This is a genomic window from Micromonospora sp. A202, assembly GCF_006715105.1.
Lineage (GTDB): Bacteria > Actinomycetota > Actinomycetes > Mycobacteriales > Micromonosporaceae > Micromonospora > Micromonospora zamorensis.
This window is the reverse complement of record NZ_VFMP01000001.1, coordinates 217503-240204: the sequence shown is the minus strand read 5'-3', so window position 1 is coordinate 240204 and position 22702 is coordinate 217503. Positions and strand designations below refer to the sequence as shown.

The following is a 22702-nucleotide window of genomic DNA, read 5'->3' as shown; positions in this document are numbered from 1 at the left end:
TTTCCGCCGCCCCGGCGCGCCTCAGTTCGGCCGCAGCGTCCAGATCACGGTCATCGCCGAGGTCGGCTTGCCCTCCTCGGTCGCGATCTCCACCTCGACCGGGAACTCCGGCCGCTGGCCGGACTCCAGCTCCTCGATCACCTCGAGCGCCGGCCGCCCGAGCCGCGCGGTGGCCAGCATCGGGCCCATGGCGAGCTTGCGGTAGGCGATGTCGGCCCGGACGGCGAGCGGCACGGCCCGGTCGAGCAGCTGCCCGAAGGCGGCCAGCACGACCGCGCCGGAGGCCGTCTCGCCGAGGGTGAACATGGCACCGGCGTGCGGGCCGCCGATGTGGTTGTGGGTGGCCGGCGAGTCGGGCAGCCGGACGACCGCCCGCACCCCGCCCTCCGCCTCGGGTGCCACCTCGACGAATTCGATGCCGAGCGTACGAGCGAAGGGCACCGCTTCCAGGATGCCGGCCGCCACCTGGCGGGAGTCGATGGTCATGTCCTGACGTTACTAGCCGGTAACCAGGCCGGCAACCAGGGCCTTTCCGCGCTCGACCGGTGCTCAGAGGTTGGCGATCGTCCGCAGGATCTCCGCGTAGAAGTTGCCGTCGATGCTGCGGAAGAAGGCGAAATCCTGGCCCGGGTCACCGAAGAACGGGCGCAGCGTCCACGCCAACTGGGTGCCGACGAAACCGAAGAGCAGGATCCAGATGTAGAGCAGGGTCATGCTGGCCGGCCGCTGCGACGGGTCGCCGCGCCGGACGGGCGGGCTGCCCCACGGACGTTGCGCTACCAGGGCGCCCGGAGGGAACGAGGCGCCCGCCGGCTGGCCGGCCCACTGAGCCGGCACGTGCGCCGGAACCGGCGCGGTGGTCGCTGCGCCGTTCGACGTCGACTCGGCAACCGCGGCCCCGGCCGGCACGGCCACCGGCTCGGCACCCTGACCGGCGGCCGGAGTCGATCCGGCGGGCACGGCGGCCGGCACAGCCTGGACCGGGGCCGGGGCGGCCTGGACCGCGACCGGCGCGTGCGCCTGGGCGTTGGCGGCCTCCGGCGCAAGCAGGCCGTGGTCGTTGAGCACCTGCATCCCGCCGGTCAGGAAGCGCAACCCGACCACTGCCGACAGGGTCAGGATCGCCACGTTGAGCAGCTTGAAGAACCCGTAGTCGGGCGCGGTGATCAGGAAGAAGAGGCTGATCGGCGCGAACGCCACGGCGAGCATCGAGGTGACCGTGATCGCCACCATCACCAGCGCCAACGACTGACGCACCGACAGCCGGGCGCCGAAGACCAGGTTGAACAGGTAGAGCGTGGGCAGGCAGATGGCCAGCGTGACCAGGAACAGCAGCGGCAGCTTCAACGCGGAGGTCAGTGCCATCAGCGGGCTGTGGAAGGCGCCCAGCACCGCGCCGTAACAGGCCAACGCGATGGCGGAACTGCTCAGCATGCGAACGGTCAGCGCGTTGAGGTCACGCTCGGCCACGATCTGCTGCCAGATGCTCCCGCGATCGCGCAGGATGCGCTCGATGACGAGCGGGCTGGGACGGTCACCCGACACGGGTGCACCCCTCTCGGAGGTCTTTCACTGTGGACTGGGTGCGCAGACGGTAGGACACCGGACGGTAGGCCCGCCACCCCGCTCCGGCGAGTCGTCAGCGCCAACCCACGTCGATCCGGGCGCCACGCTCGTCGAAGAAGTGCAGCGCGTCCATCCGGACCGAGACGGCGAGCGGATGACCGGCGCTGACCGCCGGGTACGGCGCCAGCCGCACCGCCAGCTCCGCCGGGCGGCGGTGGTGCCGGCCCGGGTCGGGAAGCACGCTGGTCTGGGTGCCGGCGCCACTCGAGGCCTCGTGCGGCTCCACCGGCTTGCCGGTGAGGCGCTGCATCACCGAGCCGAACCGACGCAGGCCGCGCTGACCGACCGGCGGCGATTCGATCGGCGCACCCATCTCGTCGACCACGACCGCTGTCGCACCAATGTCGAGGAACGCCAGCGACTCGTGCCCGTGGTGCTCCAGGTAGCGGATCCGCCCCCGCAGCACGTCGCCGGGGCTGTCCGGGGCGACCGGGGTGAGTGCCTCGGCCCGCATGCCGACCACGATCCGCTCACCGTGGTAGTGCGCCACCGCCCGACTGCGAATGTCGTTCCAGGGCAGGTAGAGCGACTGGTCACCGAGGTTCAGCGTGACGTACCGGTCGAGGTGGACGTAGACCGACGCCTCCAGCAGGTTCATCCGTGGGCTGCCCAGGAAGGCGGCCACGTAGAGCGTCGCCGGCCGGCCGTACACCTGGGTGGGTGTGCCGACGTCCTGGAGCACGCCGCGGCGCATGATGGCGACCCGGTCGGCCATCGTGAGCGCCTCGGCCTGATCGTGGGTGACGTAGACGGTGGTGACCCCCAGCTCCCGGGTCAGGCCGGAGATCTCCGCGCGCAGCTCGGCGCGCAGGCCGCTGTCCAGATTCGAGAGCGGCTCGTCCATCAGGAACAGGCCGGGCCGCCGGACGATCGCCCGACCCATCGCCACCCGCTGCCGCTGGCCGCCGGAGAGCTGGCCCGGCTTACGGGCCAGCACGTCGCCGATGCCCAGCGCGCTGGCCACGTCGCTGACCCGCTCGTCCCGCGGCTCCTGCTCGATTCCCGCGAGGCGCAGTGGGAAGGCGATGTTGTCGCCGACGCTCATGTGCGGGTAGAGCGCGAAGTCCTGGAAGACCATTGCGATCTTGCGGTCGCGCGGAGGCAGGTCGTTCGCCAACTCCCCGTCGAGCAGCACCGCGCCCTGGGTCGGATCCTCCAACCCGGCGATCATCCGCAGCACCGTCGACTTGCCGCAGCCGGACGGCCCCAGAAGCACCATGAACTCGCCGTCGTTCACATCAAGATTGATGCTGTCGACTGCCAGCGTGCCGTCCCTGAAGACCTTGCTCACGTCCTTGAGCGTGACGGTGCTCACCGTCGTCCCCCCCAGCTCGTCTGCCGAACCCCACAAGACTGTGACCAGGATCATTGGATCCGCACATCGGGTAAACGTCTCATGTTCGACGGATGACGCCGCAATTACACGACAAAGGAGACGGACAGCGCGGTCAGCAGCGCGAAGATCGCCCGCTGGGCTCCCCCAGGAAAACCTCACGCACCACCCGTTCCGCCGCGTGCCCGTCGTCCAATGTGCAGAACCGGCCCCGGAAATGCTCACGGGCCTTGGTCGCCGCGTCGGAGCGCACCGCGTCGGTGCGGAACAGGTCGACCAGGTCGGCGAAGGTGGTGGCCACCGCGCCCGGCGGTTCGGCCGTGACGTCGAAGTAGACCCCTCGGGCCAGCCGGTACGCCTCCCAGTCCGGGATATAGAGCACGATCGGCCGGTCCAGCACCGCATAGTCGAACATCGCCGACGAATAGTCGGTGATCAACACGTCGGCTATCAGGTAGAGATCCTCCACCCGTTGGTGGCCACTCACATCGCGAACCCGTTCCCAGTCCACCGGCCGACCGGGGCGACGGTCACGGTCGTGGAAATAGTGGCTGCGCATCAGCAGCCGGCCCGAGTCACCCAGCGCCCGCACGAACCGGTCCGGGTCGAACGGTGGCCGGTAGCCGGGAAGGTGCTCCCGGTGTGTCGGGGCGTACAGCACGACCTGCTCGTCGGGGCCGACGCCGAACTCCGCGCGCAGCCGACGCACCTCGTCCGGACCGGCCGTCACCAGGCGGTCGTTGCGCGGGTAACCCACCTCCAGAGTCGTGTACGTGGACGGGTACGCCCGGTCCCACATCTGGGTGGAGAAGCTGTTCGCGCTGACGCTGTAGTCCCAACGGTCCACCCGGCGCAGCAGCCCGGCGAAGTCCATCCGACCCGCGCCGATCGGGTAGCGCTGCTGGTCCAGCCCCATCACCTTGACCGGGGTGCCGTGGTGGGTCTGCAGGTGCACCTGCTCCGGCCGCTTGCGGACGAAGTCCGGAAAGTTGACGTTGTTGACCAGCCAGCGGGCGCGGGCGAGGACCCGGTAGTACGCCGGCGTGCCGGCGACCACGTACTCCACCCCGGCCGGCACGCTGTCCACCCGATCCCGGCGCACGATCCACACGCCGCGCACCCCCGGCGCCAACGTCCGGGCAGCCTCGTAGATCGCCGCCGGGTTGCAGGAGTAACCCCGGAACCAGTAGGCGGCGTACACCGCGAGCGTCGGGTCGACCGGCCGACGCAACTCGGCCCGGTAGTACTCGCGCAGCAACCCGTCGCGGGTCAGCCGGGCACCGCGGCGCGCGACCGGGCCGACCCGACGCCGGGCGGTGCGGGTCTGCCGACGGGCGGCGTCGCGGGCCCGGCTGGCGGCCCGCAACGCGCTGAAGGTGCGCCAGCGGCCGGACGCGACGAGCCGGTGTTTGATCCCCTCCACCCCGTCCGGCACCGGATAACCGCCGGCCGGCAGCCAGCGCTCGTAGTCGGCGGTGATCTGCGCGAAGAACGCCGGTCGCAGCTCCGGGGCGATCCGCTGGCCGTTGCCCAGCACCGTCAGGTAGTGCCAGATCATCCGCTCGAAGACCGCCGGCCGCAGGGCGTCCGTCGCCGAGCCCCACGCGTCCATCAGGTGGAAGACCCGGTGCCACTGTGGGAAGACCTCGAAGTGCCGGTCACCCCGGGTCCGGGTGATCGCGCCGGCGCGGCGTTGCCGGTAGTTGACGCACACCCGATCGAGTACGCCGATCCGCTGCGCCGCCATCAGCACCGGATAGCTGAACGAGACGTCCTCGTACCAGCCCGGTGCGAAGCGCAGCCCCAGGTCGGCCAGGAACTCCCGCCGGACCAGCCGGTTCCACGCGGTGTGCAGCAGGTGCATCGCCTCCGGCCGGTCCCGCAACCGGAAGGTGTCCGCGCCGGGCGACTCCGGGAACACCTCGGCCATCGCGCTGCGGGTCGCTGTGTCGTTCCAGTGGGTGCGGACGTGGTCGACCAGCAGCACGTCGGGGCGGGTCGCCCGCAACCGCTCGGCGACCTCGGTCAGGCACTCCGGCGCCAGCCAGTCATCGCCGTCGAGGAACCACACGTACTCGCCGACGGCCCGGTCCAACCCGATGTTGCGGGCTGGACCGAGGCCGACGTTCTCCGACAGCCGAACCGAGCGGACCCGCTGGTCGCGGGCCGCGTACTCGTCGATGATCTCGCCGCTGGCGTCCGGCGAGCAGTCGTCGACGGCGATCACCTCGATGTCGGTCTCCGGCTGACCGAGGACGGAGTCCAGACATTCACGCAGGTATCCCTGCACGCGGAAGGCCGGCACCACGAAGCTGATCAGGGTCATCCGGCCGTCCCTCCGTCAGTGCGGCGCGGCACCTCCAGCGCCCACCGGCGCGACCGACGCCCGCGCGCTACGGGCCGGTCGCACGAACCAGGCCAGGACGACGCTCACCACGAAAACCACGAGAAGGTACGCACCGAGTGTAGCCAGCCCGATACCCACGATGCCGGCAATCGCCGCGAGGGCCAGCAGCGCCGAGCGCACCTCCCAGCCCAGCGTGGACGCGTGCAGCGGCGGTGCCGCCTGTCGCTTCTCCAGCCGGGCCGTCAGGTCGTAGTGGTGCACGGTGAGCACGAAGACGTACCCGAAGATCAGCCAACCCGGCGCCCCTCCGACCACCCCGATCGCGATGGCGAACAGGTACTCGGCGGCCCGCAACGCCGCGGGCACCAACCAGTCCAGCGGACCGCTGTGCGCGGCCCTCGCGCCCAGGCCGCCGACCAGCAGCACCAGCAGCGCCACCGGCACCGCCCAGCGCAGCCCGTCCGGCGAGTCGCCCCACAGCGCCGCGACCAGCAGCACCGCCGGGCCGAGCGCGGCGATCACCGCCAGGGTCAACGGCCCCATCGGGCGGACCACCGGCAGCCAGCGGGCCAGCGGGCCGTCGTCGCGGTGCAGGGTGGCGTCGACCGTGTCCAGCACCGGCACCCTCATCCAGCGGGCCCGCAACGTCCGCAGCGCCCCGGTGTATGCGAACGCCAGCACACCCCAGACCAGGACGGCGATGAGGCTGACCAGCGGGTTGAACAGCGCAACGGTCAGCGCGATCAGCGCCCACCGCTCGCCGATGGGGAAGACGACGGTCCGCTTCAGCCAGTACGACAGCGACCCGGTGTCCGCCTGCACACGGGTCGACGCCGCGTTCAGCCGGTCACCGATCCCGCCGCTGGCACCCGCCGCCGCTCTCGGTCGACGGGCCGCCTCGTCGTGCAGCACCCCGTACCAGGTGTCGGTCATGTGCCGGACGGTCTGCAACGTCATCGCGGCGATCGCGAGCGCCCAGCCGTTGCCCAGCCCGGCGTGGCTCACCCCGAAGCCCAGCCCGGCGTAGACCAGGTATTCCTTCGCCCGGTCCGCCATCGTGTCCAGCCAGCCACCCCAGGCGCTGAAGTGCCGGGTGTAGCGGGCCAACTGGCCGTCCACGCAGTCCAGCACGAAGCCGAGGTAGAGCAGCACCGCGCCGCCGACCAGCGCGGGTCGCCCACCGACCCCGAACAGCACCGCCGCGGCCAGCGCGAACAGCACCGAGATCGCCGTCACCCCGGTCGGGGTGAGCCGCAGCCGGGCCGCCCACCGGACCACGTACGGGGACCAGGTGCTGACGAAGTAGGTGGAGAAGAAGTCGTCCTTCTCCTTCACCGACAGCCGCAACTCGGCCCGGTCCTCGTCGACAGCGGTCACCGCCGCCTCGGCAGCGACCAGCTCGTCCTCGTCCTCGTCCTCGACCCGGCGGGCGACGAGTAGGCGTACCCGCTGGGCGAAGATCAGCGTGCCGAGCGCCGCGAGACCCGCGAAGAGCCGGTCCACGGCGGACCCGGGGCCACCCTCCGCGGCGCGGGCGGCTGCGGCGAGGGTCGGCAGGTCGTCCACGCCGACCCGCAGCGCGCCGCCGAACACGCCGGTGGCGGCCCCGTCGAGTGCGTCCAGGGCACCGGCGTCGACCACCTGGCCGCGTTCCTCCCGCACGGCAGTGCGCCCGGGCACCGGCGGGTCACCCAGCACCAGCGCCACCGTGGGGCCCACCGGGCTGGTGGCCAGGTGCCGCAACACGGCGGTGTGCGCCACCAGGTCGGTGCCGGTGACCAGCACGGGGGCGGTGGCGGTGGCGACCAGCGCGGTCAACTCGTCGAGGGTGGCGGCGAAGCGCACCTCGTCGGCACCGGCCCGGCGCAACTGGGCGGCCAGGCGGTCGGCCAGCGGCTCACCGGTCGCGGTGGTCAGGCCCGCTGCCGGCGACCCGGCGGCGAGCACGATCGCGAGCGTCACCGCGGGACCGCGGCCTGGTACGCGTCGAGCGCCTCGGCGATGGTGCCGTCGAGCGTCAACCGGCCCGCGTCGAGGTACAACCCCCGACGACAGAACCGGGTCAGGTCCTTTTCGTTGTGTGACACCAACACCAGCGTGCGCCCCTCCCCGAGCAGACGATCAATCGTCGCGTAACACTTCTTGCGGAACTCCGCGTCCCCGACCGCGGTCACCTCGTCCATCAGCAGGATCGGGTGCGGCAGGTGCGAGATGATCGCGAAGCCGAGTCGCACCTTCATGCCCGACGAGTAGTGCCGGACCGACGTGTCGATGGCCCGCTCCACCTGCTCACCGGCGAACTCGACGATCTCGTCGAAGTGCCGCTTCAGGTAGCCCGTCGACAGCCCGTGCAGGCCACCGACCAGGTGCAGGTTCTCCCGCCCGGTCAGGTCGTTGGAGAAACCGGCAGACAACTCCAGCAGCGGTGCCACCGCGCCGTGCACACGGATGTCGCCCTCGTCGGGGATGAGCACCCCGGCGATCAACCGCAGCAGGGTACTCTTGCCGGTGCCGTTGCGGCCGATCACGCCGACCGTCTCGCCGGGTTCGATCGTGAACGACACGTCCCGCAACGGCCAGAACTGGCCGGGCAGGGCACCACGCGCACCCCGGTGGATGAACAGCTCCCGCAGGCGCAGTTGACGGCGACGGTTCCGGACGAACCGGATGCCCAGGCCGTCGGCCTCGATGATCGGGGTGGCCACGTCAGAGTTCCTTGAGCACTGCGGGTTCCAACCGGCGGAACGACCACCAGCCGGCGGCCAGCACCAGCAGGCTGCCGACGACGGTGGTGGCGAGCAGCCGGGCGTCCGGGAACTCGTCCGGGTACCAGATCGCGTGATGCAACTGGAAGATCCCGACCAGGGGGTTCAGCTCGTACACCACCTTCAGCCAGCCAGGCAGGCCGGACTCCCGGACCAGGCTGAGCGGATAGATGATCGGCGTGGCGTAGAAGAGCACCCGGATGATCAGCCGCATCAAGCGTTCCACGTCGCGCATCAGCACGTTCCAGGCGGACAGCAGCAGGGCGAGCCCGGTCAACAGGACGGCCTGGACGGCCACCGCGAGCGGCAGGGACAGCAGCGACCAGCCGGGGTGGATCCGACCGTGCACCGCGTAGATCACCGCGATGGCGATCAGGATCGGCAGGCCTGCCGCGTACTCGGCGAACCGGCCGGTGACCCGGCCGATCGGGAAGATCTGACGCGGCACGTTCATCGTGGTGATCAACCGGGACTGGCCGGTCAGCGCGTTCGTGGCCTCGCTCAACGCCGAGCTGGTCCACATCCAGGCGAAGATGCCGGTGATCAGGAACAACGGGTACGACCCGGCCGCCTCGCCGAGATGCCGGCCGGTGTCGCGGGAGTAGAGCACCCCGAACACGAACCAGTAGATGGCGCCCATGCCTAGCGGCTCGATCAACGACCAGAAGTAGCCCAGCACCGACTGCTGGTACTTGACCGCCAGGTCCCGCCTGACCAGGATGCGCAGCGAGTTGCGGTGCGACCACAACGCCGCGACGCCAGAGGTCACCGCGAGCCTCCCGCCTCCTGAAACGGACGACAGGTTAGCAGTCGGTGAACGAATGCCCGGAATCGACCGGACTCAGCACTCGATCACGTTGACGGCCAGACCGCCACGCGCCGTCTCCTTGTACTTGACCTTCATGTCGGCGCCCGTCTCCCGCATGGTCTTGATGACCTTGTCCAGCGACACCTTGTGCACACCGTCGCCGCGCAGCGCCAGCCGGGCGGCCGTGATCGCCTTGATGCTAGCCACCGCGTTCCGCTCGATGCAGGGGATCTGCACCAGGCCACCCACCGGGTCACAGGTCAACCCGAGGTTGTGCTCCATCCCGATCTCGGCCGCGTTCTCCACCTGCTCCGGGGTGCCACCGAGCACCTCGGCCAGCCCCGCCGCCGCCATCGAGCACGCCGAACCGACCTCACCCTGGCAGCCCACCTCCGCACCGGAGATCGAGGCATTCTCCTTGAACAGCACCCCGATCGCGCCGGCCGTCAGCAGGAACCGCACCACACCGTCGTCGGACGCCCCCGGCACGAACCGGGCGTAGTAGTGCAGCACCGCCGGAATGATCCCGGCCGCCCCGTTGGTCGGCGCGGTGACCACCCGGCCACCGGCGGCGTTCTCCTCGTTGACCGCCAGGGCGAACAGCGTCACCCAGTCCATCGCGTGCAGCGGGTCGGGCGTTCCGGCGTCCGCCTCCAGGCCGCGCCGCAGCTCCGCCGCGCGCCGCCGGACCTTCAACCCCCCAGGGAGTACGCCGTCGCGCTCACAGCCGCGCTCCACGCACTCCCGCATCACCCGCCAGATCTCCAGCAGGCCCGCCCGGATGTCCGCCTCGCTGCGCCAGGAACGCTCGTTGGCCAGCATCACCTCGCTGATCGACAGCCCGGTGCGGGTGGTGACCTCCAACAGTTGCGCCCCGGTCAGGAACGGGTACCGCACCACTGTGCTGTCCGGCTTGATCCGGTCCGCGCCGGCCGCGGCCTCGTCCACCACGAAGCCACCACCGACGGAGTAGTAGGTGCGACTGCGCAGCTCGGCCCCGGCCCCGTCGTACGCCGCGAAGGTCATCCCGTTCGGGTGGTACGGAAGCGACCGGCGACGGTGCAGCGTCAGGTCCCGGTCCGGGTCGAAGTCGATCTCGTGCGCGTCGAGGATGTTGATCCGCCGCTCGGCCCGGATCCGCTCGACGCGAGGGCCGACGGTGTCCGTGTCGACAGTCTCCGGCGACTCCCCGGACAACCCCAGCAGCACCGCCGGGCCACTGCCGTGCCCGTGCCCCGTGGCACCCAGCGAGCCGAACAGCTCGGCCTGCACCCGTGCGACGTCGCTGAGCAGCCCGTCGGCCTTGAGCCCGCCAACGAACGTACGCGCGGCCCGCATCGGCCCCACCGTGTGCGAGCTGGACGGCCCGATACCAACGCTGAAGAGGTCGAAAACACTGATCATGGCCGCGCTTCCTCGCCGTCGTCCCGGCGTACGGGACCCGGCCGGGTCGTGACCGCCGGTCTGACGGCCCCGCTCGTGACCGCCCGGGGTATGGGTGCCGGTCACCCGGGGTGTGGGTGGCCGATCTGCCAGCCTACCCGCCCAGCTCAACGCCCACCCGGCCACCGGGAGGCGAGCACCTGACCGCCGTCTCACGGCCATTGCAAGATCACGCTCGATCCATGTTGCAGTGGCCTGGGCCCTTCCCCGAGGCCACCCCGTGAACGAGCGCGATCTTCACCGGTCCCGCCGTGCGCGGCGCTCGGGCGCGGCGCGGGCGGGTCGCCGGGAGGCATCAGCGAGGGGCTGCCCGGGTAAAGCACCTACGGGTCCACGGGTCACCGCTCATCCTCGGGACCGAGGGCGAGGTGGCCACCCCCTTCTACCGTGGATTGCAGACGCGGCGCACTGCCGCAGAGTGGGAGTACGACGATGAGTCGCAAACTGGTCCGGCCCCGCGAGGGGCGCATGCTCGCCGGTGTCTGCGCCGGCCTCGGTCGGCGGTTCGGCATGTCCGCCGGGATGGTCCGGCTGCTGTTCCTGCTGTCCCTGCTGCTGCCCGGCACCCAGGTGATCGTCTACCTGGTCCTCTGGGTTCTCATGCCGAACGAGGATCGCTACCTGGCCTCCACCCAGCACTGACCCCCACCCCTCAAGCGCGCCGCGCGTCCGGGAGGCCACTACAACCCTGTTGTAGTGGCCTCCCGCACGTCCAGGGCCCCCACCCCCACCCCCCGCCCCCGCCCGAGGCAGCAACTTCCCCGAAGTTGCTGCCCACCTCGCCGTTGATCCACTCGGGTTTGCTGATTCCGCGGTGTCCAGGTGCCGGTGATACCCCGAATTCAGCAAGCCCGAGTGGATCAAGGAGCGCACACGCCGCTCGGCAGAGCGGGGGCTACCAGCCGCGACTGCCAGCGGCGACCGCCGACGACCCAATGGAGAAGCGCCCGCTCCGACGGACGTCGGGGCGGGCGCTTCCGCGTACGGGTTGTCGCGGTCAGGGAGCCGTGTAGGTGACCGTGATCTGTTGGTAGCCGAGGGAGCGCAGCAGCCCCTCCAGCATCTTGCGGGTGTTTTCCTCGGCTCGGGCGGATAGACCGCTGTCGCGGGCGGCGGCGGTGATCCGCTCCTCGGCGAGCTGGTAGACCTGCTGCTGCCGGTTGGGATCGTTGCCGACCAGGTCACCGAGCCGGTTGAGCAGACCGCGCTGCTCCGCGAAGACGTAGCTCTTCTCCATGTCGAGGTTGGTCTCGCCGAGCTGCGGGGCGGGCAGTTTGATCTCGACGGACTTGCCGTCTGCGGACTGGACGACGGCACCCTCACCGATCTTGGTGAAGTCGACGTACGCCTCGATGCTGCCGGCCCCGACGAACAGGGTGCGCTCGTTGAGCAGGAAGTCGGGAACGTTGCGCCGGTCGTTCTGGGTGTCGACCACGACCTGGAAATTGCCTTCGGCCGCCACGTAGCGGCTGAGGTCCTGGATCGACTTCAGCAGTGGTGGCTGGCTGCGGTCGGTCTGCTCCTTGGCGAACGGGTTGCGGAAATCCGGCAGGATGCCGGTCGCCTGGATGCCGAGCAGCACCACCACGGCGAGCGCGGCGGCGCCGAGCAGCAGGAGCAGGCCACGGGCCCCGCCACCACCACCACCCGTCGGGCCACCGCTGCCGCCCATCGGGCCACCCGTCGGGCCACCGGGGCCGCCCGGTGTGTCCATGGTCGGCTCGGGTGTCGCGGCCGACCGCTCCTTGAGATCGTCACCGGTCGGGTAACCGGGAAACTCCCTCGTGGGCTCGTTGATGCCAGCGTCGCGGGCCATCACGCTCACCGTCCTCGTCAGACACGTCGTCTGCCAATGACGGTACGGCCCCCGTACGACAGCCGCGCGTCGAGCGGCCGGAAAGCACAAACGGGCAGGTCACGCGCGGGCAGGTCACGCGCGCAGGTCAGCACGCGGGCAGGTCACGCGCGCGCAGGTCACGCGCGCGCAGGTCACGCGAACGCGGAGATCCCGGTGAGTCGCTGCCCGACGACCAGCTGGTGGATTTCGGAGGTGCCCTCGTACGTCAGGACGCTCTCCAGGTTGTTGGCGTGCCGCATGATCGGGTATTCGCCAGAGACTCCGTTGGCGCCGAGGATGGTGCGGCACTGCCGGGCGATGGCCAGGGCCTCCCGCACGTTGTTCAGCTTGCCCACGCTGACCTGCTCGGGTCGCAGCCGGTGGGCGTCGGCGAGCCGGCCCAGGTGCAGCGCGAGCAGTTGCCCCTTCACCAGCTCGACGGCCATGTCGGCGAGTTTCGCCTGGGTGAGCTGGAAGCCGGCCAGCGGGCGACCGAACTGGGTGCGGGTGGTGGCGTACGCCAGTGTGGTTTCCAGGCAGTCACGGGCGGCGCCCACCGCGCCCCAGACGATGCCGTACCGGGCCTCGGTGAGACAGCTCAGCGGCGCCTTGAGCCCGATCGCCTCGGGCAGTTGGGCGTCCGCCGGGAGCCGGACGTCGTCGAGCGCGATCTCGCCGGTCACCGACGCGCGCAGCGACATCTTGCGGCGGATCTCCCGGGCCGTGACACCGGGCGTGTCCATGGGTACGAGGAAACCCCGCACGCCCTCGTCGGTGCGCGCCCAGATCACCGCGGCGTCGGCGATCGGCGCGTTGGTGATCCACATCTTGGCGCCGGTGAGCACCCAGTCGTCGCCGTCGCGGCGGGCGCGGGTGGTCATCGAGGCGGGGTCGGAGCCGTGGTCCGGCTCGGTCAGGCCGAAGCAGCCGATCGCCTCGCCGGTGGCCATCGACGGCAGCCAGCGTTGCTTCTGCTCCTCGCTGCCGTAGCGCCAGATGGCGTACATGGCGAGCGAGCCCTGTACCGAGACGAGCGAGCGGAGGCCGGAGTCGCCGGCCTCCAGCTCCTGGCAGGCCAGGCCGTACGCGACGGCGGAGGCGCCAGCGCAGCCGTAGCCGGTGAGGTGCATGCCGAGCAGGCCGAGCTTGCCGAACTCCCGGGCCAGCTCGCGGGCTGGCACCTGGCCCTGTTCGTACCAGTCGGCGACGTGCGGGCGCACCCGGTCGTCGACGAGTTGGCGGACGACGTCGCGGATCTGTCGCTCTTCGTCGGTGAGCGACGGGTCCAGATCGAGCAGGTCCAGCGCAGCGGTCATGGACGCCACCCTAACGAAGGTTCAGCGAGCGACAGAAGGGCTCGTCACTCGATCGGCTCGGAGAGCACCAGCACCCGGGCGTGGATCTGGTTGCGCTGCTGCAGGGCGGCCCGCAACGCGCGGTGCAGCCCGTCCTCAAGGTAGAGCCCACCGTTCCACTGCACGACGTGCGGGAAGAGGTCACCGTAGAAGGTGGAGTCCTCGGCGAGCAGCTTGTCGAGCGCCAGCTCACGCTTGGTGGTGATCATCTGGTCCAGGCGCAGTGGCCGGGGCGGAATCTCCGCCCACTGCTTGAGCGTCAGATTGTGTTCCGGATAGGGACGCCCGTCCCGGACCGCTCTGAAGATCACGACGGCACGCTCCCCTCCCCGTGGCCGGGCCGACCGACGGCGCCGAGCCGGGCCGCGGCGGGCACCGCGCGGCGCGGCACCGATGACCGTGCCAGCCTAGCCGCCCAGCGCACGACGCGTTTCGCTCCCTGATGTCAGTTTCGCTACCGGTCGTCCGATCCTCAAGCGGACAAACGGGACGGAGTGCTCAACTCCACCGGCCGCGCCGCACCACCTCGTCCATCGGACGACGCCCCCGGCGCAGCGACGGTGACCGATGGTCCGCTGCCCGGTAACCGATTGTGACGGCACCGACGGGCTGGTATTCCTCCGGCACACCGAACGCGTCGCGGTAGGGGGCGAGTTGCTGCGGCGGAATGCCGAAGAAACAGGCCCCCAGCCCTTCGTCCACGGCGGTGAGCAACATCAGCAGCGCCGCAAAGCCGGTGTCCACGTGCCAGTACGGCACCGGCCAACGGTCGGTGGACCGGTCCGTCCACCCCTTGTCCGGCTCCGCGTACCGCCGCAGGTAGGCCGACGCGTTGGCGTGCGGCACCACGATCAGTGGTGCCCGGCGCATCCCGGCCAGCCAGCGCTCCCGCCCACCGCCGTCCGGTGTGGTGGCCGCCCAGAACCGCTCCCGGTCGGCCGGCTCCTCCAGGACCAGGAAACCCCAGCCCTGAGCGAACCCGGCCGACGGTGCGCGGACCGCGTGGTCGAGCAGCCGGTCCACCACGTCGGGCGGGACGGGGCGGTCCGGGTCGTAGTTGCGCACCATCCGCCGACGCCGGACGACCTCGGCGAACTCCATCAGGCCCCGGGCCGGATGCCCCAGGCACCCCGCCAGGTCGTAGCAGGCTTGAGCGTGAGCACGTCCCGGCCCGAGCGGAACGCGTCCGGCGGGCAGGTCATCGGCTCGATCGCCACCGAGCGGCGGTGCCGGTCACCGGTGAGCGCGTCCCCGGTGAACACCTGCCACCAGCCGAACTCCGCGTCCGCCCAGATGCTCACCCCCGCCGAACCGTCCGGCGCGGACAGGCTCACCGACGAGCCGCCGTCAGCGTCGCGGATCACCTCGCCGAAGCAGAGATCCAGCTCGGCGGCGCCGATCCGGCGCGGGCTGGTCCAGTCGTACTCGGTCCCGGCCACCGGGGTCGCGCCGACCGGCAGCAGCCGACCGTCCACCAACAACCGGGTACGGGTCGGAAGCCGCATGACCAGGTCGTCGACCGCGACGCCCGGCAGCTGCAGGTACGGGTGCACGGAGAAGCCGAACGGCGCGGCCTCCCCGCCGATGTTGGTCACCTCGTGCTCGGCGCGCAGCCCGTCCGCGCCGACGCTCCACCGGCTGAGCAGCCGCAACGGCCACGGGTAGCCGGGCTGCGGCGGCAGGTCGTAGCCGAGGGTCACCGCGGCCTCCGACTGCTCCAGCAGACGCCACGGCACCCAGTTGACCAGCCCGTGGATGGCCACGTGCCGCTCCGGCTCGGTCAGCGGGAGCTGGAGCGCCCGCTCCCCGAACGCGTAGCGGCCATCGCGGATCCGGTTCGGCCAGGGTGCCAGCACCTGCCCGGCGCAGCCGGGGCACACCTCGTCGGTCTGGTACCCGTCTACCAGGTCGACACCGTCGTGCCGGTACGTCCGGAGCCCACCGCCCACCTCCACGATGACGGCCTCGTGACCGGCGGCGGAGATGGTCCACTGGGCGCCGGAGAAGGGGCGCTGATCGGGGCTTTCCATGCCGGCGACCCTAACCGGTCAGACCCGGTCGTTGCTCGACGCGGTAGTGGCCCGGTAGCGCAGCAGTGCCGGGAACGCCACTGCGAGCACGACCACGAGCACCGCCGAGGCGAGCCCGCCGGCCACCCAGGCCACCCCGCCGCCGAACCCGGCGGCCATGGTGCCGGCCCGGAGGTCGCCCAAACGTGGGCCACCCGCCACCACGACCGTGTTGACGCCCTGGAGCCGGCCGCGCATCCGGTCCGGTGCGTAGACCAGCAGCATCGACTGGCGCAGCACCGCGCTGATCAGGTCGGCGGCCCCGGCAACGGCGAGCAGCGCGACCATCAGCCAGAGCTGCTGGGCCAACCCAGCCGCGGCGATCGCCAGGCCCCAACCCACCACCGCGAGCACCAGACCGAGCCCCTGCCGGCGGAGCCGGCCGATCCAGCCGGAGGTCAGACCACCGATCATCGAGCCGATCGCGATGGCGCTGTAGAGCAGGCCGACGGACCCACCACCGCCGAACCGTTCGTGGGCGATCTCCGGGAAGAGCGCCCGCGGCATGGCGAGGATCATCGCGATCAGGTCCACCCCGAAGGACAGCAGGAGTACCGGTGTGGTGGCCAGGTAGCGGAATCCGTCGATGACACTAGCCAGGCCGGCTCGTCGGACCTGACCGTCGGCGCTCGGCTCGGGCGGCAGCGAGGGCAGGCGCAGCGCCGCCCAGAGCATCGCGGTGAACAGCAGCGCGTCCACCCCGTACGCGATCGGCAGGACCACAGCGGTGTCCGGCGACGCGGCGAGGATCAGGCCCGCGGCCAGCGGGCCGGCCACCGAGGCGGCGGTGAAGGTCGTGTAGTTCAGGGTGGCGGCGGCTGGGACGAGGTCGTCCGGGACCAGTCGGGGCAGCATGGCACTGCGGGCCGGCGAGCTGATCGCGAACGCCACCGACTGCAACGCCATCAGCGCCAACAGGAGCACCGGGCTGCCCACGTTCAGCAGTGCCTGGACCAACAGCCCGAGGGTGGATGCCCAGAGCAACAATGAGCCGCCGAGCAGCACCGCGCGGCGGTCGCGGGCGTCGGCGACCGCGCCGCCCCAGAGCCCGAAGACCAGCAACGGTACGAAGGCCGCCACGCCCAGCAAGCCGACCCAGAGGGAGTCCCTGGTCAGGGCGTACATCTCCACCGGCACCGCGACGGCCGTGAACTGGAAGCCGAACATCGCCACGGTGTTGCCGAGCCAGAGCCGCCGGTACGCGGGCACGCGCAGCGGGCGTACGTCGAGGGCCCAGCGGCGCGCTCCGCGCGGCCGAGCCTCCTGCACACCTGTCACGGCGCCAACCGCTCGACGATCCAACCGCCCTCGTCGAGACGACGGAAGCGGAGCCGATCGTGCAACCGGCCGGCCCGACCCTGCCAGAACTCCACCGACTCGGGGTGGACCCGCAACCCGCCCCAGTGCGACGGCGTCGGGATCACGTCCTCGTCGGCGAACCGCTCGGCCACCTCCCGGTAGCTCTCCTCCAGCTCGGCCCGGCCCGACACCACCTGCGACTGCGGGCTGGCCCAGGCGCCCAGTTGGGAGCCGCGCGGCCGGCTGGTGAAGTACGCCTCGCTCGTCGCGCGGTCGACCGGCGCGACCCGCCCGGCGACCACCACCTGGCGCTGCATGGGAAACCACGGAAAGACCAGGCTGGCGTACGGGTTGGCGGACGCCTCGACGCCCTTGCGCGACAGGTGGTTGGTGAAGAAGACGAACCCCTCGGGGTCGTACCCCTTCAGCAGCACCGTCCGACCGCTCGGCCGACCGGCCGGGTCCGCGGTGCCCACCACCATCGCGTTCGGTTCGGGTAGCCCGAAGGCCACCGCGTCGGCGAACCAGCTGCCGAACTGGGTGTGCCAGTCGGCGGCCAGGTCAGCCTCGGTCAGGCCCAGGTCCGCGGCGTACTCGTTACGCATCGCAGCCGGGGCGGGTGTGTCACCCGTCACGTGCCCACTCCTTCTCGGCGGCCCCGCCAACGCCCTCCCGCGCTGGCCAGCACGCACCGCCCAGTCTCACCGAGTCCAGCGGAGATTGCGCGCCCGGGGATGTCGCGTGCAGCACAGTCGCAGCGGGTCGCGTATCCCTTACTCAGCAGGCAAGATGTTGCGAACACATCCCTGAGGGTCGCCTAAGGCGCCCGGCCGACCGGGCCGGATGAGCTGTTCGGGCGCACCGACCAGATCCAGGAGAGCGACATGGCTGATTTCAAACCCGGGCTGGAGGGCGTCGTCGCCTTCGAGACCGAGATCGCCGAACCTGACCGTGAGGGCGGCGCGCTGCGCTATCGCGGGGTCGACATCGAGGATCTGATCGGGCAGGTGTCTTTCGGAAACGTCTGGGCGCTGCTGGTGGACGGCCGCTTCGGGCCGGGCCTGCCGCCGGCGGAGCCGTTCCCGGTGCCGGTGCACTCCGGCGACATCCGCGTCGACGTGCAGTCCGCGGTCGCCATGCTGGCCCCGTACTGGGGGCTTAACCAACTGCTGGACATCTCCGACGAGCAGGCCCGCGAAGACCTCGCCCGGGTGTCGGTGACCGCGCTCTCCTTCGTCGCCCAGTCCGCCCGGGGCCTCGGCCTGCCGGCGGTGCCGCAGAAGGAGATCGACAAGGCGCAGACCATCGTCGAGCGGTTCATGAAGCGTTGGCGCGGCGAACCCGACCCGCGGCACGTCAAGGCCGTCGACGCGTACTTCATCTCGGCCGCCGAGCACGGCCTGAACGCGTCCACCTTCACCGCCCGCATCGTCGCCTCCACCGGGGCGGACGCGGCGGCCTGCATCTCGTCGGGCATCGGCGCCCTCTCCGGCCCGCTGCACGGCGGCGCGCCGTCCCGCGTTCTCAGCATGCTGGAGGCGGTGGAGCGCAGCGGCGACGCCGAGGGTTACGTCAAGGGCATCCTCGATCGCGGTGAGCGGTTGATGGGCTTCGGCCACCGCGTCTACCGGGCCGAGGACCCGCGCGCCCGCGTGCTGCGGCGCACGGCCAAGGAGCTGGGCGCGCCGCGCTTCGAGATCGCCGAGGCACTGGAGAAGGCCGCCCTCGCCGAGTTGCAGGCCCGCCGCCCGGACCGGGTGCTGGCCACCAACGTCGAGTTCTGGTCGGCCGTGGTGCTGGACTTCGCCGAGGTGCCGGCGCACATGTTCACCTCGATGTTCACCTGCGCACGGATGGGTGGCTGGAGCGCGCACATCCTGGAGCAGAAGCGCCTTCAGCGGCTGGTGCGCCCGTCCGCCCGCTACGTCGGCCCGGAGACCCGCAAGCCGTCCGACGTCGAGGGCTGGGCCGCCATTCCGCACGGCGTCTGATTTGACACGAGGGGGCCCCTTCTCGACGCCTGCCGTCGAGGAGGGGCCCCCTTTCGTACCTCTGGGCGCGCTGAGGACGCCGGGTGTGGCGAAGGCCTCAGACCTGCCCTCGGGGGCCCGGCTTCCACCGATGGGTCCGGGTGCGAGGATGAGGGCCGGCAGTGTCGCCGGGCCCGCCCTCGCCCTTGCGGAAGGATCTTCAAGACCGTGGCTGACGCACCGACCATCCGGATTCCCGATGACATCAAGCCCGCCGACGGACGTTTCGGCTGTGGCCCGTCCAAGGTCCGCCCAGCGGCGGTGTCCGCCCTTGCCGAGGTCGCGACGAGCTACCTGGGCACCTCGCACCGGCAGAAGACGGTCCGCGACCAGGTGGCGCGACTGCGCTCCGGCATCGCCGAGTTCTTCTCGCTGCCCGAGGGCTACGAGGTCGTGATCGGCAACGGTGGCACCACCGCATTCTGGGAGGTCGCCACCTTCGGCCTGATTCGCGACCGCGCCCAGTTCGCCAGCTTCGGCGAGTTCGGCGCCAAGTTCGCCAAGTCGGTCAAGGACGCGCCGTTCCTGGGCGAGCCGACCGTCCGCAAGGCCGACGCGGGCAGCGCGCCGACGCTGGTCGCCGAATCCGGCGTGGACGCGTACGCGACACCGCAGAACGAGACCTCGACCGGTGTGGCGGTCCCGATCAGCCGGGTGGCCGGCGCGGACGAGGGCGCGTTGCTGCTGGTCGACGCGACCTCCGGCGCGGGTGGCCTGGAGGTCAACGTCGGCGAGACCGACGTCTACTACTTCGCCCCGCAGAAGTGCTTCGGCTCCGACGGCGGCCTCTGGCTGGCCCTGATGTCACCGGCCGCGCTGGACCGGGCCGCCGAGATCAAGGCGTCCGGGCGCTACATCCCCGCCTTCCTCGACCTGGTCACCGCGATCGACAACTCGCGGCTGGAGCAGACCTACAACACTCCGGCGCTGGCCACCATCTTCCTGGCCGCCGAGCAGACCGACTGGATGAACGCGCAGGGTGGCCTGGCCTGGGCGGCCAAGCGCACCGCCGAAAGCGCCGCCACGGTGTACGGCTGGGCGGAGCGTTCCAGCGTGGCCTCCCCGTTCGTCGGCGACCCGGCACTGCGCTCCAACGTGGTCGCCACGATCGACTTTGCCGACGAGGTGGACGCCACCGCGATCGCGAAGGCGCTGCGCGCCAACGGCATCGTGGACACCGAGCCGTACCGCAAGCTCGGCCGCAACCAGCTCCGGATGGCGCTGTTCCCGGCCATCGAGCCGGCAGATGTCGAGGCGCTGACCGCGTCCATCGACTACGTGGTCGAGCGACTCTGACGTTCGTCACGGTCGGTGTCGGTGGAGGCCTCCACCGACACCGACCGTGATCATTGCCGCAGCTCAGTCACGACATGCGGGGTGTCGCTTCCCCCACCCCGAGACAGATGCGCGTACGGTGGTCCGAGACGCCTGGGTGGCCGACTCGTGGCGTGCGGCCAGCGAAGCGGGACGGAGGCAACGCTATGCGCCCAGTACGCTTCGTCGCCCTCTCCGAGGACGGCCATGCTCTGGTTCTCGCCGACGAGGTCGGGCGGTTGCTCGCCCTGCCGATCGACGAACGGATCTCCGGTGCGCTGCACGCGGAGCCCGGTTCGCCGCCGCTCGCGGCGGCGCCGACCGCAGCCGATCCGATTCCCTCACTGTCCCCGCGGGACATCCAGGCCCGCATCCGCTCCGGTGAGTCCGCCGAGGATGTCGCCCGGATCGCCGGTGTGCCGGTCGACCGGGTGCTGCGCTATGCCGGCCCGGTCCTGCAGGAGCGGGCGATGCTCGCGCAGCATGCCCGCCGCACCCGCCTCAAGGGAGCGGAGAAGCCCACCCCGCTCGCCGAGGTGGTCAACGGTCGGCTGAGCCAGCACGGCATCGACACCGAGAAGATTTCCTGGGACGCATACCGGCGTGATGACGGCACCTGGCGGATCATCGCCACCTGGCCGTCCGGCAAGGCCACCGCGCAGGCCATCTGGGATCTCGACAAGACCCGGCAGTCGGTCGCCCCGCACGACGACATGGCGCAGTATCTGTGCGCCGAGCGGCCCACGCCGATCCTCGGCCAGGAGCCCGCACCGGAGCGGGGCGGGCATGCCCTGCCGGGCCCGTCGCGCGGTGAGCCGAGCCGAGGTGGGCACGGGTTGCCGGCGGCGTCCGAGCACCCGCGTCCCGGTCGGGATCCGATCCGCGCTGGCCGCGATGCGTTGCTCGCCTCACTGGACCGCCCACTCGGCGCCTCGTCGGGCCGTGGTCTGGAACCGCGTACCCCGGCTGCTCTCGCCGGCTCGGACGCGCCCCGGCAGCGGCCGGTCGGCGGGGGTGCCGCCGCGTTGCTCGGCGGCGGCCAGGGGTCGGCCTTCGACGACGACTCGGACGCGCCCAAGGAGGTGCCGGCCGTGCCGTCGCTGGCGGTGCTGCGGCCTCGCCGGACGGGCGCTGCGGCAGCCGCTGGCGGCGAGTCCACCGATGCCAACGGCAAGCCGCGCAAGCGGCTGCCGAGCTGGGACGACGTCCTCTTCGGCAGCGGCCCGGCCGCACGCGAGTCCTCCTGACGCTTCGCGTTGGCGGGTGGCGGTTCGCCACCCGCCAACGCGAAACACGTGAGCCTCATCGACGTCTTCGGTGTCCCCGCGCCGCCGAACAGGCAACGAGAGTGCCGGGTCAGAGCGGCCAGGCGGCGAGCCGGTCGTAGCGCGATGGTCGCGGGTCGAGGTGGCTGCGGATCAGCAGCAGCTCCGTCGCCGGCCACTCCGGTCCCTGGTAGTCGTCCAGGTCGGCCTGGTCCGCCTCGATGTCAGCCAGGTCCATCCGATCGCCCGGCCGGGCCACGGTCAGGTGCGGGCGGAACGGCCTGGCGTCGTCGCACGGCAGCCGGGCCTGCCGCAACCGGGACCGGACCAGCCCGGCGAGCAGGTGCAGTGCGTCGACCTCGCCTCGCAGGCCCACCCAGAGCACAGTGGACCGACCCTGACCGAACCGACCACCGCCACCGAGGCTGAACCGGGGCGGGGCGTTCCGGCCGTCGTGGAACGCTTCGGCGGCCAGCCCGAGCGCGCTCTCCACCTCGACCAGCCGGGCCGCCTCGACGTCGCCGAGGAAGGCCAAGGTGACGTGCAGATGGGCCGGATCGGCGAGCCGGACGTTGATGTCGGCGGCAGCCGCTGCGCCGACCCGTAGTCGCGCGACCTGCGCGCCGAGGTGGCCGACCGACTCGGGGGGCGGGTAGACCGCGACGAAGAGCCGCAACAGTCTCAGCGGTGCCGTTGCCGGTGCCCGGCCCGAGCCGCTGGCAGGGTCAGCCCGGCGGCGTGCAGCACACCCTCCACCCGGACCCGCTCGATCTCCTGATCGACGCCCTCCAACTCACCAAGGTGCTCGGTGATGCCGAGGGCGCGGCAGGCGAGGCGAAGCCGGTCGTCGTACGCCTGGAGCAGCGCGCCGTGCCAGACCATCGACCGGCCCGTGCCGCCGAGCCGCTGACCGCCGAGGCGGCGCAGGTCGGCGGCGAGTTGCTCCAGGGGCCGACGGTCGGTGCGGTCGAACTCGCTGAGGTCGATGTCCCGGGTCAGCGCGTCGGCCTCGATGGTCCGGTCGAGACGCGCGATCGTCCGTTTCTCCCGTCGGCGATCACGCCACTCGGACCAGCCGCAGACCACCCGGTCGAGGATCTCGTCATAGCAGAAGAGCAGGGCGAGTGCCGCCGGAAGACTGGCCACGGCGAGGAACGCCAGGGCCAGCATCAGCGCGCGTCCGACTCCCACGTATCGACGCTAAGCCCCAT

The 22702-nt window shown here is 71.3% G+C and carries 21 protein-coding genes; 4 read left to right on the top strand and 17 right to left on the bottom strand.

The genetic code is table 11. The features are described from left to right. Window positions 1-21 precede the first annotated feature (21 nt). The 8 genes from FBZ33_RS01135 to FBZ33_RS01100 all read right to left on the bottom strand — a co-directional run bounded on the left by FBZ33_RS01135 (window position 22) and on the right by FBZ33_RS01100 (window position 10283). Entirely contained in the window at window positions 22-486 is a 465-nt protein-coding gene (locus FBZ33_RS01135) for a DUF4442 domain-containing protein (RefSeq protein WP_141907693.1), read from the bottom strand. Between the two features lie 63 nt (window positions 487-549). Then, window positions 550-1545, bottom strand: a complete 996-nt coding sequence (locus FBZ33_RS01130; protein WP_141907692.1) for a hypothetical protein — start codon at window positions 1543-1545, stop codon at window positions 550-552. 94 nt (window positions 1546-1639) lie between these two features. Next, on the bottom strand, window positions 1640-2941 hold the full coding sequence (locus FBZ33_RS01125; protein ID WP_141907691.1) for an ABC transporter ATP-binding protein: 1302 nt from the start codon (window positions 2939-2941) through the stop codon (window positions 1640-1642). A gap of 133 nt (window positions 2942-3074) precedes the next feature. Next, window positions 3075-5285 carry a bifunctional glycosyltransferase family 2 protein/CDP-glycerol:glycerophosphate glycerophosphotransferase gene (locus tag FBZ33_RS01120; RefSeq protein ID WP_141907690.1) on the bottom strand — a complete coding sequence of 737 codons (2211 nt, stop codon included), beginning with the start codon at window positions 5283-5285 and terminating at the stop codon, window positions 3075-3077. 15 nt (window positions 5286-5300) lie between these two features. Beyond that, window positions 5301-7268 (bottom strand): DUF5941 domain-containing protein, encoded by a 1968-nt coding sequence (locus FBZ33_RS01115; RefSeq protein ID WP_141907689.1) that lies wholly within the window; start codon window positions 7266-7268, stop codon window positions 5301-5303. Further along, complete coding sequence (locus tag FBZ33_RS01110) at window positions 7265-8011, bottom strand: ABC transporter ATP-binding protein (RefSeq protein WP_141907688.1); 747 nt, start codon at window positions 8009-8011, stop codon at window positions 7265-7267. Before FBZ33_RS01110 ends, FBZ33_RS01115 begins: the two co-directional genes overlap by 4 nt. Window position 8012: 1 nt before the next feature. Further along, window positions 8013-8840 (bottom strand): ABC transporter permease, encoded by an 828-nt coding sequence (locus FBZ33_RS01105; protein ID WP_141907687.1) that lies wholly within the window; start codon window positions 8838-8840, stop codon window positions 8013-8015. Window positions 8841-8912: 72 nt separating this feature from the next. After that, complete coding sequence (locus FBZ33_RS01100) at window positions 8913-10283, bottom strand: L-serine ammonia-lyase (RefSeq protein ID WP_088951237.1); 1371 nt, start codon at window positions 10281-10283, stop codon at window positions 8913-8915. Between the two features lie 471 nt (window positions 10284-10754). Here FBZ33_RS01100 and FBZ33_RS01095 point away from each other — a divergent pair, with 471 nt between their 5' ends. Next, a complete protein-coding gene (locus FBZ33_RS01095) occupies window positions 10755-10964 on the top strand; it encodes a PspC domain-containing protein (protein ID WP_088951236.1) in 210 nt (69 codons plus the stop codon). Between the two features lie 355 nt (window positions 10965-11319). Here the strand turns inward: FBZ33_RS01095 and FBZ33_RS01090 are convergent, their stop codons facing one another. The 7 genes from FBZ33_RS01090 to pdxH form a co-directional block, all read right to left on the bottom strand. After that, complete coding sequence (locus tag FBZ33_RS01090) at window positions 11320-12138, bottom strand: DUF4230 domain-containing protein (protein WP_141907686.1); 819 nt, start codon at window positions 12136-12138, stop codon at window positions 11320-11322. Window positions 12139-12311: 173 nt separating this feature from the next. After that, window positions 12312-13475, bottom strand: a complete 1164-nt coding sequence (locus FBZ33_RS01085; RefSeq protein ID WP_099856949.1) for an acyl-CoA dehydrogenase family protein — start codon at window positions 13473-13475, stop codon at window positions 12312-12314. A 44-nt stretch (window positions 13476-13519) separates the two neighbouring features. Further along, entirely contained in the window at window positions 13520-13825 is a 306-nt protein-coding gene (locus FBZ33_RS01080) for a type II toxin-antitoxin system VapB family antitoxin (protein ID WP_030329612.1), read from the bottom strand. A 187-nt stretch (window positions 13826-14012) separates the two neighbouring features. Continuing rightward, a complete protein-coding gene (locus tag FBZ33_RS01075) occupies window positions 14013-14615 on the bottom strand; it encodes a nitroreductase family protein (protein ID WP_141907685.1) in 603 nt (200 codons plus the stop codon). Next, window positions 14615-15544, bottom strand: a complete 930-nt coding sequence (locus tag FBZ33_RS01070; protein ID WP_141907684.1) for an aldose 1-epimerase family protein — start codon at window positions 15542-15544, stop codon at window positions 14615-14617. Before FBZ33_RS01070 ends, FBZ33_RS01075 begins: the two co-directional genes overlap by 1 nt. Window positions 15545-15562: 18 nt before the next feature. Beyond that, the gene (locus tag FBZ33_RS01065; protein WP_141907683.1) at window positions 15563-16861 is read right to left on the bottom strand and encodes an MFS transporter; all 1299 of its coding nucleotides are present in this window, start codon (window positions 16859-16861) and stop codon (window positions 15563-15565) included. After that, entirely contained in the window at window positions 16858-17487 is a 630-nt protein-coding gene (pdxH, locus tag FBZ33_RS01060) for a pyridoxamine 5'-phosphate oxidase (protein ID WP_141912321.1), read from the bottom strand. Before pdxH ends, FBZ33_RS01065 begins: the two co-directional genes overlap by 4 nt. A gap of 279 nt (window positions 17488-17766) precedes the next feature. On the opposite strand from pdxH, the gene FBZ33_RS01055 reads away from it, so the two are divergent. The 3 genes from FBZ33_RS01055 (at window position 17767) to sepH (ending at window position 21473) form a co-directional block, all read left to right on the top strand. Continuing rightward, window positions 17767-18873 (top strand): citrate synthase 2, encoded by a 1107-nt coding sequence (locus FBZ33_RS01055; RefSeq protein WP_141907682.1) that lies wholly within the window; start codon window positions 17767-17769, stop codon window positions 18871-18873. 207 nt (window positions 18874-19080) lie between these two features. Continuing rightward, the gene (gene serC / locus FBZ33_RS01050) at window positions 19081-20208 is read left to right on the top strand and encodes a phosphoserine transaminase (protein ID WP_088951231.1); all 1128 of its coding nucleotides are present in this window, start codon (window positions 19081-19083) and stop codon (window positions 20206-20208) included. A 185-nt stretch (window positions 20209-20393) separates the two neighbouring features. Beyond that, window positions 20394-21473 carry a septation protein SepH gene (gene sepH, locus FBZ33_RS01045; protein WP_088951230.1) on the top strand — a complete coding sequence of 360 codons (1080 nt, stop codon included), beginning with the start codon at window positions 20394-20396 and terminating at the stop codon, window positions 21471-21473. Between the two features lie 109 nt (window positions 21474-21582). On the opposite strand, the gene thpR is transcribed toward sepH, so the two are convergent. Together thpR and FBZ33_RS01035 are read right to left on the bottom strand one after the other, a co-directional pair. Then, window positions 21583-22167 carry an RNA 2',3'-cyclic phosphodiesterase gene (thpR, locus tag FBZ33_RS01040; RefSeq protein WP_141907681.1) on the bottom strand — a complete coding sequence of 195 codons (585 nt, stop codon included), beginning with the start codon at window positions 22165-22167 and terminating at the stop codon, window positions 21583-21585. A gap of 5 nt (window positions 22168-22172) precedes the next feature. Next, on the bottom strand, window positions 22173-22682 hold the full coding sequence (locus FBZ33_RS01035; RefSeq protein ID WP_141907680.1) for a hypothetical protein: 510 nt from the start codon (window positions 22680-22682) through the stop codon (window positions 22173-22175). Between the last annotated feature and the right edge of the window lie 20 nt (window positions 22683-22702).

Coding starts and splice junctions, on each gene's coding strand:
- FBZ33_RS01135 (WP_141907693.1), bottom strand. CDS start 486: ATGACCATCGACTCCCGCCAGGTGGCGGCCGGCATCCTGGAAGCGGTG.
- FBZ33_RS01120 (WP_141907690.1), bottom strand. CDS start 5,285: ATGACCCTGATCAGCTTCGTGGTGCCGGCCTTCCGCGTGCAGGGATAC.
- FBZ33_RS01100 (WP_088951237.1), bottom strand. CDS start 10,283: ATGATCAGTGTTTTCGACCTCTTCAGCGTTGGTATCGGGCCGTCCAGC.
- FBZ33_RS01095 (WP_088951236.1), top strand. CDS start 10,755: ATGAGTCGCAAACTGGTCCGGCCCCGCGAGGGGCGCATGCTCGCCGGT.
- FBZ33_RS01090 (WP_141907686.1), bottom strand. CDS start 12,138: ATGGCCCGCGACGCTGGCATCAACGAGCCCACGAGGGAGTTTCCCGGT.
- FBZ33_RS01085 (WP_099856949.1), bottom strand. CDS start 13,475: ATGACCGCTGCGCTGGACCTGCTCGATCTGGACCCGTCGCTCACCGAC.
- FBZ33_RS01075 (WP_141907685.1), bottom strand. CDS start 14,615: ATGGAGTTCGCCGAGGTCGTCCGGCGTCGGCGGATGGTGCGCAACTAC.
- FBZ33_RS01070 (WP_141907684.1), bottom strand. CDS start 15,544: ATGGAAAGCCCCGATCAGCGCCCCTTCTCCGGCGCCCAGTGGACCATC.
- pdxH (WP_141912321.1), bottom strand. CDS start 17,487: ATGCGTAACGAGTACGCCGCGGACCTGGGCCTGACCGAGGCTGACCTG.
- FBZ33_RS01055 (WP_141907682.1), top strand. CDS start 17,767: ATGGCTGATTTCAAACCCGGGCTGGAGGGCGTCGTCGCCTTCGAGACC.
- sepH (WP_088951230.1), top strand. CDS start 20,394: ATGCGCCCAGTACGCTTCGTCGCCCTCTCCGAGGACGGCCATGCTCTG.